At 53.0% G+C, this 13,560-nt stretch carries 11 protein-coding genes; 10 read left to right on the top strand and 1 reads right to left on the bottom strand.

Translation table 11 applies throughout. The features are described from left to right. The first annotated feature begins 6 nt into the window (after nt 1-6). The 10 genes from H6F80_RS22485 to H6F80_RS22440 all read left to right on the top strand — a co-directional run bounded on the left by H6F80_RS22485 (nt 7) and on the right by H6F80_RS22440 (nt 12,974). Nucleotides 7-1,011, top strand: coding sequence for a glycosyltransferase (locus H6F80_RS22485; RefSeq protein WP_190793759.1), 1,005 nt, complete (start codon nt 7-9; stop codon nt 1,009-1,011). 191 nt (nt 1,012-1,202) lie between these two features. After that, the gene (locus H6F80_RS22480; protein WP_190793758.1) at nt 1,203-3,173 is read left to right on the top strand and encodes a glycosyltransferase; all 1,971 of its coding nucleotides are present in this window, start codon (nt 1,203-1,205) and stop codon (nt 3,171-3,173) included. Nucleotides 3,174-3,284: 111 nt separating this feature from the next. Continuing rightward, nucleotides 3,285-4,010 carry an SDR family oxidoreductase gene (locus H6F80_RS22475; RefSeq protein WP_190793757.1) on the top strand — a complete coding sequence of 242 codons (726 nt, stop codon included), beginning with the start codon at nt 3,285-3,287 and terminating at the stop codon, nt 4,008-4,010. 146 nt (nt 4,011-4,156) lie between these two features. Next, nucleotides 4,157-4,915: a D-glycero-alpha-D-manno-heptose-1,7-bisphosphate 7-phosphatase gene (locus H6F80_RS22470; protein WP_199296750.1), complete on the top strand. Its 759-nt coding sequence runs from the start codon at nt 4,157-4,159 to the stop codon at nt 4,913-4,915. Then, nucleotides 4,912-6,411, top strand: coding sequence for a D-glycero-beta-D-manno-heptose 1-phosphate adenylyltransferase (gene rfaE2, locus H6F80_RS22465; protein ID WP_190793756.1), 1,500 nt, complete (start codon nt 4,912-4,914; stop codon nt 6,409-6,411). The genes H6F80_RS22470 and rfaE2 overlap by 4 nt, the downstream gene beginning before the upstream one ends. A 33-nt stretch (nt 6,412-6,444) precedes the next feature. After that, nucleotides 6,445-7,560 (top strand): lipopolysaccharide heptosyltransferase II, encoded by a 1,116-nt coding sequence (waaF, locus tag H6F80_RS22460; protein ID WP_190793755.1) that lies wholly within the window; start codon nt 6,445-6,447, stop codon nt 7,558-7,560. Nucleotides 7,561-7,620: 60 nt separating this feature from the next. After that, a complete protein-coding gene (locus tag H6F80_RS22455; protein ID WP_190793754.1) occupies nt 7,621-8,427 on the top strand; it encodes a glycosyltransferase family A protein in 807 nt (268 codons plus the stop codon). A 14-nt stretch (nt 8,428-8,441) separates the two neighbouring features. After that, nucleotides 8,442-10,646 (top strand): glycosyltransferase family 9 protein, encoded by a 2,205-nt coding sequence (locus H6F80_RS22450; protein WP_190793753.1) that lies wholly within the window; start codon nt 8,442-8,444, stop codon nt 10,644-10,646. Continuing rightward, on the top strand, nt 10,646-11,854 hold the full coding sequence (locus tag H6F80_RS22445; RefSeq protein WP_199296749.1) for a glycosyltransferase: 1,209 nt from the start codon (nt 10,646-10,648) through the stop codon (nt 11,852-11,854). Before H6F80_RS22450 ends, H6F80_RS22445 begins: the two co-directional genes overlap by 1 nt. 7 nt (nt 11,855-11,861) lie before the next feature. Next, nucleotides 11,862-12,974, top strand: coding sequence for a glycosyltransferase (locus H6F80_RS22440; RefSeq protein WP_199296748.1), 1,113 nt, complete (start codon nt 11,862-11,864; stop codon nt 12,972-12,974). Here H6F80_RS22440 and H6F80_RS22435 read toward each other — a convergent pair. Beyond that, a partial coding sequence (locus tag H6F80_RS22435; protein ID WP_190793752.1) for a hypothetical protein occupies nt 12,971-13,560 on the bottom strand: 590 nt, incomplete at its 5' end. The two genes, H6F80_RS22440 and H6F80_RS22435, sit on opposite strands and share 4 nt — an antisense overlap.

The following is a 13,560-nucleotide window of genomic DNA, read 5'->3' as shown; positions in this document are numbered from 1 at the left end:
TTCACTATGCGTTTGAAAATTCTCACCTGGCACGTTCACGGCAGCTATTTGTATTATCTGACTCAGGCTCCCCACGATTTCTATCTGCCTGTCAAGCCGGGCAAACCTGAAGGATACGGCGGACGGCTGGGCGGATTTCCCTGGGGTGAGAATGTGCATGATATTCCCGCCGAGGAAGTGCAGCATCAGCAGTTTGACTGTATTCTGTTTCAGTCGCGCCGCAATTACCAGGAAGATCAGTACGACATTCTTTCCGAAGCACAGCGAGATTTGCCGCGCCTGTATCTGGAACATGACCCACCTCGCGAACAGCCCACCGATACCGCCCACTGGGTAGACGACCCGGAAACGCTGCTGGTTCACGTCACCCATTTCAATCAACTGATGTGGCAGAACAACCGCACCCCAACCTGTGTTGTTGAGCATGGTGTCGTTGTTCCTGATCGGGTTACCTACACCGGAGAATTACCGCGCGGGATCGTGGTAGCGAACGGTTTGCGGAAGCGCGGTAGACGGCTGGGCGCAGATATTTTTGAGCAGGTGAAGCGATCGATCCCCCTCGATTTAGTCGGCATGGACGCAGAATCGCTGGGCGGCATTGGTGAAGTCACGCATCTTCAGCTTCCTGCGTTTGAAGCGCGATATCGTTTTTTCTTTCATCCGGTGCGCTATACCAGCCTGGGATTAGCAGTTTGTGAAGCAATGATGCTGGGAATGCCGATCGTCGGGCTGGCAACAACAGAACTGGCAACGGTCGTGGAAAACGATGTGTCTGGATTTGTGGATACTAACGTGAATGCCTTAGTCGATCGAATGCAAATGCTAATCGATAACCCCGAAGCTGCCCATCGACTGAGCCAGGGAGCCAAAGAACAGGCACGATCGCGCTTTGGGATCGAGCGATTTGTCCGCAATTGGAATGCGGCGTTTGAACAGGCAATGAGTTTGAAAGGAGGTTTCAATTCGAGCCACCGCTCTGGCAAGTCGATTCTGGAGGGGAACCGAGCCTAATCCGGCTTCAAAGCTCCCCAGCACTAGAAGATTTAGGAGGCAACGTACCGCTCACACGCTTCAAGCATCTCTCAAACTTCTTCACCCGATCGCTCGGTTCCACTCAATCATTTAAGCCAGTCATCAATTTTAACCCAGTCATCAATCCGAAATCCGTTTCTGAATCTTCACCCTATTCTCTTAAGACACCTATGACCAAACGAATTGCACTCATTAGCGAACATGCAACGCCACTTGGCATCTTTGGCGGTGTCGATAGCGGTGGACAGAATGTGTATGTGGGGCAGTTGGCAAAGCATCTAGCGGCGATCGGCTATCACGTAGATGTGTTTACGCGTCGTGATGCTGATCATTTGCCGGAAGTCGTGGATTGGCAACAGGGCGTGCGTGTCATTCATGTTCCCGCAGGTCCAGCGGTGGCAATGCCTAAAGAAAAGCTGCTGCCGTATATGAACGAATTCACCGCATTTATGGTGGATTGGTGTCACTCCCAGACATCCTACGATCTGGTTCACGCAAATTTTTGGATGTCTGCGCTGGTTGCGGCAGACATGAAACGGGTTTTAGGGATTCCGTTTGTGGTGACGTTTCACGCGCTGGGACGGGTGCGGCGACTGTATCAGGGTGATGCCGATCAGTTTCCAGACGATCGCTTTGCGGTGGAAGATCGGGTTGTGCAGGAAGCAGATCATATCATCGCCGAATGTCCGCAGGATCGGGAAGATTTGCTCAATCTCTATCACGCTCACCCCAGCCGCATCGGCATTATTCCCTGTGGCTTTGACCCGTTGGAATTTTGGGCGATCGACAAAACCCGCGCCCGGTTAACGCTGGGACTGCCGCCGGATGAAGCATTGATTTTGCAGTTGGGGCGAATGGTTCCGCGAAAAGGCGTGGACAATGTGATTCGGGCGTTTGCACAGCTACAAAAGAAACAGTTGCAAAAAGCGCAATTGCAGCAGGAACAGCCTGTTGCAGCACGACTGATTATTGTCGGCGGCGAAGCCGAAACCCCTGACCCGCAATTAACACCTGAGATTGGGCGACTCAACACGATCGCTCAAGAATTGGGTGTGGCAACGCGAATCTCCTTTGTCGGCAGACGGGGACGGGAGGTGCTGAAGTATTACTACAGCGCAGCAGATGTGTTTGTGACTACTCCCTGGTACGAGCCGTTTGGCATTACGCCGATCGAGGCAATGGCTTGCGGCACACCCGTCATCGGTGCAAATGTGGGCGGCGTTAAATTCACGGTGAAAGATGGTGAAACGGGTTATCTCGTTCCTCCCAATGAGCCTGAGGCCCTTGCCGATCGGCTTCAGCATCTTCTGGGCAACCCGCAGCTTCGGAACCTGTTTGGACGGCAAGCAATTCGCCGCAGTCAGGAGCATTTCACCTGGCAGAAAGTGACCAGCGCAGTCGCAGCCCTGTATGAAGAAGTGCTGAGCGGGGTTTCAACCGTGGCAGGCATCGAGGCAAACCAGATGGCAATCCTTGACCACGGCTTTGAGACGGTGATCAAAGCAGTGCAGCGATCGCAACGGCTTCTGCGTCCGACAATTCAAGCGGCATCTCAGGCAATGAGCAACTGCTTTCTGCGGGGCGGTAAGCTGCTGATTTGCGGTAATGGCGGCAGTGCGGCAGACGCTCAGCATTTGGCAGCCGAACTGGTTGGGCGGTTTTGCTGTCCCCATCGCGCCGGACTTCCGGCAATGGCACTAACAGCAGACACAGCATTTGTCACCGCCTGGGCAAACGATGTCAGCTATGACAATATCTTTGCGCGTCAGGTTGAAACTTTTGCCCAGCCGCACGATCTGCTGATCGGCATCAGTACCAGCGGACGATCGAAAAACGTGATTGCTGCATTTGAAGCTGCACGACGGGCAAACCTGACGACGATCGCCCTACTCGGCGGAGAGGGTGGTGAACTGCGGCACTTAGCAGACATTGCGATCGTGGTTCCGGCGATCGAGACTCAGCGCATTCAGGAAGTGCAGTTGATGGTGATGCACCTGCTCTGCGAACTGATCGAGGAACAATTGCTTGCTGCTGCCCCGAATGAAACGGCTCGATTAGGACAGTGGGAAACGCCGCAGTACGAGAGAACGATGGCGAGTGTAGAAGGGATGGGGTTGAAGGCTGGGGGAGTGAGGGGATGAAGGGTGGATAAGGGGGTGGATGGGTGAGGAGATGAGGAGATAAAGGGATGAGGGGCGATCGTGGATTGTGCAATGAATAAATTTGAGACGAATTGATAGGAGTGAATTGAAATGGAAACGTTGACTGGAAAAGTAGTGCTGGTAACTGGTGGCGGACGCGGTTTGGGAGCTGCGATCTGTGAGAGTTTAGCAGAAGCGGGGGCGATCGTTGTTGCTGCGGACGTTCGGATGGATCTGGCAGAGCCGTTGACGCAAAAGCTACGCGATCGCGGGTTAGAGGCGTATGCTTTGTCGCTAGATATTACAGACGAGCAGCAGATTCAGACCAGCATTCAAAAAATCATCGATCAGCACGGCAAAATTGACGTTCTGGTGAATAATGCCGGAACGGATTTAACGGTATCGATCGAAGAAATGGGGATCGATGATTGGGATCGAATTTTGAGTGTGAATTTACGCGCTCCGTTTATTCTGGCAAAGCAGGTCTTTCCGCTCATGAAGCAGCAGGGCAGCGGGCATATCGTGAATGTGGCATCGACGGCAGCTAAACGGACCTGGGCAAATGCATCTGCCTATCATGCGAGTAAATGGGGACTAATGGGTTTGAGCCATGCGCTGCACGTTGAAGGTCGTCCGCATGGGGTGAAGGTAACGGCGATCGTGGCAGGCGGAATGAGAACACCTTTCTTGCTCGATCGATTTCCGGAGCTCGATCCAAATGTGCTGCAAGATCCGCGCAATGTGGCGGACACGATTCGCTATGTGCTGCTGCAACCTGCCGAAACAGTCATTCCAGAGGTGACAGTGATTCCGATGCGGGAGTCTTCCTGGCCCTAAGCGGTTGTTTAAAGCGCATTGGAGATTCTACACCGCCCCCTAAATCCCCCAATTCGGGGGGGCTTTGAGATTCAGAAGAGCAACTTGCAAATGTGAAAATAGGACTGTTAGGAAAACTCTTGCCTAACCCCCAACAAGGCACTTCTATGAGTTCGCCAAGCAAGCTAAGCCACTTCAAAGCCCTCCAGGAATTAAAGGATTTAGGGGCAATCTGGAACGCCGGAACCCTGACTCAAACCGCTCACTCAATTAGCAGTATCAAAAAAAGCAACCTGCCAATGCAAACTCTCCCTCAAAAAGCGGTTTTTCTCGATAAAGATGGAACGCTAATTGAGAACGTTCCCTACAACGTTGACCCGGCTTTAATTCAGTGGTGCGAAGGGGCGATCGAAGCCTTGCAACGACTCCATGAGGCGGGATACAAGCTGTTTATCATTACGAACCAGTCAGGAATTGCACGAGGCTATTTTGAGGAAACGGCTCTGGCGATCGTCCAACAGCATCTCACCGGGGAGCTTGCTCGGTTTGGGATTCCGTTAGCGGGGTTTTATTATTGTCCGCATCATCCAGACGGAACGATCGCCCCGTATACGATAAACTGTTCCTGTCGAAAGCCGGAGCCGGGTTTGCTGCTTCAGGCGGCAGCGGATCACCAGATTGATCTGAGTACGTCCTGGTTTATTGGCGATATTTTGCATGATGTGGCTGCCGGACGTGCCGCGGGTTGTCGCACTATCTTGATCGATAACGGTAATGAAACCGAGTGGCAGCTATCTCCACAGCGTTTACCGCATCATCTTGTTTCTGATTTGGGTGCGGCTGCTCGTGTGATTCTCGCAATCGATCGTTCTGATTTCTCTCTTTCGTTCCCTTTTCCATCCACTCTCCCTCCGATTTGCCGATGAACGATTTGCTTTCTTCGATCGATCGCTGGTCGTCATTTAGCGTCCTGGTGGTTGGCGATGTTATGCTGGATGCGTATTTGGCTGGGGATGCGAATCGCCTTTGTCAGGAGGCTCCAGTCCCGGTTGTGGCGATTGATCAGCGACAGGATTTTCCCGGCGGGGCGGCAAATGTGGCGGCGAATGTGGCAGCGTTTGGGGCACGTCCAGTTTTATTGTCAGTGATTGGGCAGGACTCGGAAGGCGATCGGCTTTTGCACAGCCTCCAGCAGCGATCGCTTGAGGGAAATCATTTGATCGTTTCGCACGATCGGGCGACGCTGGCAAAGCAGCGGATTGTGTCACAAAATCAGATTTTGCTGCGGTTTGATCAGGGCAGCACGGCGGCAATTTCAGCAGAGCTGGAAACAGGGATAATCGATCGCCTGACGCAGCTTTTTCCGCAAGTGGATGCAGTGATTCTCTCCGATTATGGCTATGGCATTCTCACGCCGCGATTAATTGAGACGATCGCCCAATTACAGGCACAGCACGATCGAACTTTGGTGATCGATTCCAAGCAGCTTGCGAATTATCAGCGCGTCAAACCTACGGCAGTCAAGCCGAATTATGGGGAAACAATCCGCCTCCTCGAACTGCCTGTTCAGAAGGGCGATCGGGTGGCTCAAGTTTTGCCTTGTGGCGATCGATTGTTGGAACTCACAGGCGCGAAAATCGTTGCGGTAACGTTGGATAGCGAAGGCGCAGTTTTATTTCAGACGGGGAGTTCTCCGATTCAGATTCCAGCTCAGCCTGTGCCTGCGAATCACACTTCTGGGGCGGGTGATACGTTTATTACAGCTCTGGCATTGAGTTTGGCGGCGCAGGCTTCGGTGTCGATCGCGGCTCAGATTGCCAAGACAGCAACGCAGATAGTGGTACAGCAAACTGGAACCAGCGTTTGCACAGCGAATCAATTACGGCAGCAGTTCCAGCCCGATCGTCCTGCGGTATCAAACAAGCGAATCCTGGATCGCGCTCAAATCGTTCGCTGCCTTGAAGCACACCGCACTGCTGGAAAACGAATTGTGTTTACCAACGGCTGCTTTGATTTGCTGCATTCCGGTCATGTCACTTACCTACAGCAGGCAAAAGCGTTGGGTGATGTGCTGATTGTCGGCGTGAACAGCGATGAAAGCGTGCGTCAGCTTAAGGGAATGGGGCGACCTGTGAATGCGTTAGACGATCGCCTCACCGTCTTAACTGCTTTGGAATCCGTGGATTATGTGATTCCTTTTTCTGAATTGACTCCCCACCATTTGATTGAAATCATTCGCCCCAATGTGTTTGTTAAAGGCGGAGACTATACGCGAGAAACATTGCCGGAAGCTCCCCTGGTTGAGCAATTGGGCGGTGTTGTTCACATTCTCTCGTTTGTAGAAAATCGATCGACCACGCGCACGATCGAGCAAATTCGTTCTGTTTCTGCTGCCCCATCTCCACCCCAGCTTTATCGCTAACTCATTCCCCGTTCTATTCCTGACTCCATTCCCATGTCTATTTCCTGGAACACTGCCCAAAATATTCTCTGCGTTCGGCTGGATTCGATCGGCGATGTGTTAATGACTGCGCCTGCAATGCGTGCCTTAAAAACATCTTCTGATTCTCCTCGCCGAATCACGCTAATGACTTCTCAGGCCGGTGCAACGATCGCCCCCCTGATCCCCGAAATCGATGACGTGATTGTTTACGATGCTCCCTGGCTCAAAGCGACCGCACCACGACCCAATAGCCAGCCTGAATTTCAAATGATCGAGCGGCTGCGATCGAGGCAGTTTGATGCTGCCGTTATCTTTACCGTTTACAGCCAAAATCCTTTGCCGTCGGCGTTTTTGTGTTACATGGCAGATATTCCTTTGCGGCTGGCGCACTGTCACGAAAATTCCTATCAGTTGCTCACCAACTGGATCAAAGACCCGGAACCGGAACAGATGATTCGCCATGAGGTACAGCGACAGCTTGATCTGGTCAGCAGTGTTGGCTTCAGCCTCGAAGACGATCGCATGAAGCTCCAGATCCCCGCAGAAGCAGTCGATCGCGTTCGCCACCTGTTAGCAGCTCAGGGGGTAGATTTACAGCAGCCGTGGGTCGTGATTCATCCAGGGGCAACGGCTCCTTCGCGTCGCTATCCACCCGAGCTGTTTGCGATCGCAGCGCGGCGACTCGTGCAGGAATTCGGCTTGCAGGTAATTTTGACGGGAACCACGCCGGAACGGGAACTGGTGCAGTTCATCCAGACGGAAATGCAGGCAAATTCTGTTTCGCTGGTCGATCGCCTCAATTTATCGGAGATGGCAGCGTTGTTGTCGATCGCCCCACTGCTTATTTCTAATAACACTGGACCCGCTCACTTGGCGGCTGCGGTGGGTACGCCTGTGGTAGACCTATATGCACTAACGAATCTTCAGCATACTCCCTGGCGTGTTCCCAATCGTGTTCTGTATCATGAAGTTCCCTGTCGCCTTTGTTATAAGAGCGTTTGTCCTGAAGAACATCACCACTGTTTGCGACTTGTTGATCCCGATGATGTCGTTAAGGCGGCGATCGAATTGCTCTCTGAGGTAGATATATCTCCTGCGATCGATACTGGCTCTTTAATTCCTTGTTAGTTTCAAATTATTAGTATCGTATTCTTGCTGGTTAATTAGAAATCATTCTGTATTGTCTTTATGAATCCGGCTTTAGATGTTCTGATTCCAACCTGTAATCGTTCTGCTGCCTTAGCAGTCACGTTAACCAGTCTGTGCGCTCAGACGTTTACTAATTTTCGCGTGATTGTTTCCGATCAAACCGAAACGAACAACACATTCCAGTCTGGAGAAGTGATTGCAGCCCTGCGCGTTCTGGAAGCACACGGACATTCGATCGCCACCCACAGGCATCTACCTCGGCGCGGCCTCGCAGAACATCGGCAATTTCTCCTCGATCAGGCAACGGCTCCCTATGTGCTGTTTCTGGACGATGATCTCATTCTAGAACCGTGGGTCATCGGGCTACTCATGCAGACGATTCAGCAGGAGCAGTGTGGTTTTGTCGGCTCGGCGGTGATCGGTTTAAGCTTCAAGCAGGATGTCCGTCCGCATCAGCAAATTTTGGAGTGGTGGGAAGGAGCAGTTGAGCCAGAAATCGTGCGATCGGGAACGCCCCAATGGGAGCGATATAAACTACACAACGCCGCAAATCTCTATCACGTCCAGCAGCAGCATAACATTACGCCCGATCGCCCCCGCAAATATCGCGTTGCCTGGATCGGCGGCTGCGTTTTATACGATCGGGCCAAATTGCTAAACGTGGGCAGTTTCGAGTTTTGGCGTGACCTGCCAGAAAACCACTGCGGCGAAGACGTATTGGCGCAGCTTCGAGTCATGTCTACCTACGGTGGCTGTGGTGTGATGCCCTCCGGCGTGTATCACCAGGAGATTCCTACAACCATTCACGATCGGCATAATGATGCACCACAGTTGCTTTCAATTTAATTGGTGTTAGATCTATGGGTGACACCTACCGCATCCTCTTCATCGAACTCCTGGGCGGCATTGGTGATTTGATCATTGCGCTGCCTGCAATTCATGCACTGGCAAAGTCCCATCCAGCAGCTCGTGTCACGGTTCTCACCTTTGCTCCTGGGGATCAGCTTTTGCAGACCGATCCGCTGATCGATCAGGTTGTGATTGCACCACGGGGCGAGGCAAGAGCTTCGCTCGATCGCCTGCTTGCCAGCGAATCGTTTGATCTTATCGTCACGGATACCACCTATGACGGCATTGCAGAAGCGGTACAGCAGTCAAACGCGGAGCAGGTCGCCACGAATCTTTGGCGATCGCCGCCTGAGAATGAATTGGTGAGCGATCGATTTTTGGCGATCCTTCAGCAAGAGGGACTGATCCAGCCAGCGTTGATGCAGCGTCAGGCAGAGCTTCATCTGACGGTATCGGAGAAGCTGGAGGCACAGCGGCAGCTCGGGGCAGCTTATCGTCCACTGGTGTTCTTCTGCATTGATGCGGGAATGGCAATCAAACGCTGGGCGGAGGCTGATTTTGTGCAGCTTGGGCAAGCCCTTCAGCAGCAGTACAGCGCATCGATTCAGATTGTGGTGGGAGCCGATCGCGATCAGACAGTGCAAATCGCAGAGGCAATAGGTGGCAATGGTTCAGACGGCAAAGTTTCACTTTGGGAGCGGGGTAGTTTGCGGCAGTTAGCAGCCGCTTTCTCGTTTGCCGATCTGGTCATCGGAGCGGATACCGGACCCGTGCGAATTGCGGCAGCAGTCAACGCGCCCACTATCACCTTATTTGGACCTTCCTGGCACGGACGCTATGGGCAGCCGGAACCCCATGTAAATCTTCAGGGCTATCCGCAGTGCGGCGATCGTCGAATTCACAATTTCACCGAGCAAGCCTGCTGGTATAGCGGCAACTGTCCGTTGGAATGGCAAACCTGCCTGGATGAAATTACTCCGGCGCAAGTGTTGGAGGCTGCGCGATCGCTGCTGTCCCGTTGCAAAGAAATAGCTCCTGATCCAAGGCGAAGCAGTTCCCCTTTAGGAGCCATTGCCTCTTTAACGCCCTTGCCCCCCTCCCCCACGGAGTCAAATTCTGACTGGCGATCGGTGAAGAATCTGCTGGTGATGCGGCTGGACAACATCGGCGATGTGATGATGACAACCCCAACGCTACGTGCCTTGCGGGAAAATCTGCCTGATGCAAAGATTACGCTGATGGCAAGTCCAGGCGGAATGCTCACGGAACCTTTGCTGCCCTGGATTGATGCAGGATTGCCTTGGCGGGTGCTGTGGCAGGATCTCGGACGGCTGGACTTTGACCCGGCACGAGAATGGAACTTGATCGACAGGCTGCGACAAAGGCAATTTGATGCTGTCATCATTCTCACTAGCTTTAGCCAGAGTCCCCATCCGGCAGCTCTCATTTGTGCGCTGGCAGGCATTCCTCTACGACTGGGCGAATCCAAAGAAACCGATCTGGGAACGCTCACCCATGCTGTTCCGCCTGCTCCCGACGAAATTCATCAGGTCGATCGCAATCTGCGGCTAGTCGAGTCGATCGGGTTTACCGTCACCGATCGCGCCCTGTCGCTGCACATTTCTCCAGAAGCACAAACCGCGATCGCTCATCTGCTGCATACCAGAGGCATCCCTGCTGAAACACCCTACCTGCTGCTCAATCCATGGACAACTTGCCAGTCGCGCAACTATGCCCCCGATCGTTTTGCGGAAGCTGCCCGTCGTCTCAGCGACCTCACCGGATGGTCAGTGATTGTCACCGGCGTTGAAAAAGACCGCGATCGATCGCAGGAGATTTTATCGATTTTGGGTGATCGAGCGGTTGACCTGATGGGAATGACAACCCTGCCGGAACTGGTTGCCCTGATTGCCAACGCAAAACTGGTGTTGACCAACAACACTTCAACCATGCATATCGTGGATGCGCTGCAAGTGCCCAATGTCGTCATGTTTGCCGGAACCGAATACGAGTGCCAGTGGCAACCCCGCTATAGTCCTTCTCGGCTGCTGCGTCGTCCGACGGTGTGTAGCCCCTGCTATGCCTTTGCCTGTCCCTACCACCTGGAGTGTCTGGATATCGAGCCAGAAGCGATCGTGCAGGCTGCCCTCTCTGTTCTGAAACCTGTCCTGGAACCTGTTCTGGAATCTGAACTTCCCTTTGTGGAGAATTGCTGATGCGTGTCGCCCTGATTGCCGGAACCTACCAGCCCGATCGCTGCGGAGTTGCACACTACACTCAGCATCTGCGCGAAAGGTTGGCTCTATCCGGGGTTGAGTCGATCGTCCTTACCACTCGATCGGTTGCAAATGGCAGTGAGCGAACCGTGAAAGGCGCGATCGATCGCTGGCACATCACCGAACTTTTTTCCCTGGTTCGGGCAGTTCATCAAACCGACGCAGACCTGCTGCACCTGCAACACGCAGCGGGAACCTACGGCTTCGATCGATCGATTTTTCTGCTGCCTTTGCTGCTGCGGCTTACGTGCTGGCACAAGCCGATTGTCACCACCATTCACGAATACGGCTGGTGGAACTGGGAGCCAGACTATTTTCCTGCCCAGTGGCTCGATCGCCTCAAGCAATGGGGACAGCAGCGCGGCTGGTGGGATGAGGAAGACGGCTTTCTGCTCACGTTGAGTGATGCCGTAATTACGACAAACCATGATGCAGAACAAGTGATCGTTAAACGGCTTCCTGCCCTAAAAGAAAGGCTCCATCGCATCCCGATCGCCCCCAACATCGAGCAAGCAAAACACAATAAAACCGACGCAAAATTACGAATTCTTCAGCGGTTAAACTGGTCAAACGATTCGCTGCTTGTGGCGTTTTTCGGCTTCCTGCACCCGGTAAAAGGACTGGAAACGCTGCTGTCTGCTTTTCAGCAAGTAATCACTCAAATTCCGCGAGCAAAACTGCTTCTGATCGGCGGTGTAGAAAGTTTGGCACTGCGAGGTACAGAAGCCGATCGCTACTGGGAAAAATTAGAGTCTCACATTGCTTCTCTTCAACTTCAACCAAGCGTTCACATGACCGGATATTTAGATGAGCGATCGGTATCCGACTACTTATCAGGTATAGATATCGGAGTCTTACCTTTTAATCATGGCGTGACGCTCAAGAGCGGTTCGCTTCTGGCATTAATGCAGCATCAACTTCCTGTTATTGCGACTTATGCAAGTCCACCTGATCCAGAATTGCCAGATTCGATCGCTTATTTTATCCCTCCCCGTTCCGTTGAAGAATTAACGATTGCGCTTACTCATATTCTGTCTGATGCTTCACTGCGTCAAAATCTTGCTCAGGTGGGTTGTGAGTTCAGCCAGTCTTTTTCCTGGTCAGATATCGCTGAGAAACATTTGCAAATCTATCGCGATGTGAGTTGAAAGAGAAATGACTTCACCTTTGCGCGTCACTGTTTATACAGACTCTGCGGGAATTGGCGGCGCGGAGATCAGTTTATCGCATCTGGCTGCAACCGTTTCTTCAGAAATTCATCTGACTGTTGTGGGTGTTGATGAAAAGGTTGTTCATTTTATTGCTGCGAGTCGTTCAGAGATCGATCGCTTTATTCTTCCTGCTTCTGGTATAGGAGCATTCTTAGAACATCGCCGCACATTTCAACAGCTACATCCTGATATTATTCACTGCAACTTGTGTACACCCTGGGCGGGGGCGATCGGTTTAGCTGCAGCTCTGTCCTTACCTAAGGTGCGGGTGGTGCGGGTCGATCAGCTTCCCCTGCGGACAACGGATATGCTGACCCTGTGGCGAACTCGTGCCCTTTGTTTGCGATCGGATGCTCATGTGGCAGTGGGTCAGGCAAGCACAACTAAGATGGAAGATTTCTACGCGCTGGGCAGAAACAGCGTGATTTCCATTCCTAACGGGGTGCCGGATGGGGGCGAACCGGAGTTGCCTGCATATCAGAACCCAGCACAAATCACCGTCGGCAGTATCGGACGACTCGATGCGATGAAGGCACACGATATTTTGCTGCGGGCAGTGGCGCAGGTTCCTCAGGTGCGGGCAGTGATTTTGGGGGATGGAGGCGAACGATCGAATCTGGAAAAGCTGTCAAGCGATCTGGGCATTCGCGATCGAGTGGAAATGCCAGGATGGGTCGATCGCCCGCAGTCTTATTTGCCCCAGTTTGACGTGGTGGCGATGCCTTCACGATCGGAAGGGTTTCCCCTGGCAATGGTCGAAGCAATGCTGGCGGCGCGTCCGGTGATTGCAACCCGAGTTGGCAGTATGCCGGAAGCGATTCAAGATGGGATAACAGGGCTGCTGATCGACAAAAACGATGTAGACGGCTTAACTCGATCGCTCAAACGCCTGCGAGACAATCCCGAATTTCGGCATCAGCTCGGCAAGCAAGCCCGCGATACGGCTCTGGCTCACTTCACAGTGGGAACGATGACGTGCCGCTACGAAACCCTCTGGCGAGAGTTGCTCGATCGTCCCCCAGTTCCCCGATTGAAAGTGCCTCGTCCTAAGGATTAACGACCGCGAAATGCCTGCTCGAGTCGATGCCAGCCTGCTCTCACCGCAGGACGGGCTTGCTCCCAACCTAACCAGGACAATCGCCGCTCTTGCTCATACTGCTGCTGAAGTTCGGGTTCAACTTCGTCGTAGCTCATGCCTGTGCCGTGATAGCGCGTGTAGCCTTCGTAGCCCAGACGATATGCAGGCTGGTAATCCCGGTAGGTCAACCCCGATTGATAGTAAGGCTGTGCCGTGTAATGCTGCTGCCAGTATTGATCTTCGTTAGCAACCAGAGAATTCCGTCCGCGCAGCGCCGCATGAATAATGGACTGCTCGACCGTTGGCGGGGTGGCCCCAGAAGCATAAACCGCTTGAACAGAAACAGGCTCAATTCGGCGATGCAAGGCAACACTTCCACGGGGAACATCGCGCGGTTCAATCACCTGCACGTCGTAATCTTCGATCGTTGGATGGGTGGCTTCAGCAGCACTCTTACCCACTAATCCACCCAAAATACTGCCGATCGCCGCGCCTGCAATCGCTCCCACCGGACCCGTCACAGAACCCACCAGCATCCCGATTGTGCCGACAATTCCTGCCCCAA

The organism is Leptolyngbya sp. FACHB-711 (assembly GCF_014695615.1).
GTDB lineage: Bacteria > Cyanobacteriota > Cyanobacteriia > Elainellales > Elainellaceae > Leptolyngbya_A.
The sequence above is the reverse complement of the archived record's forward strand: the minus strand, read 5'-3'. Positions and strand labels throughout refer to the sequence as shown.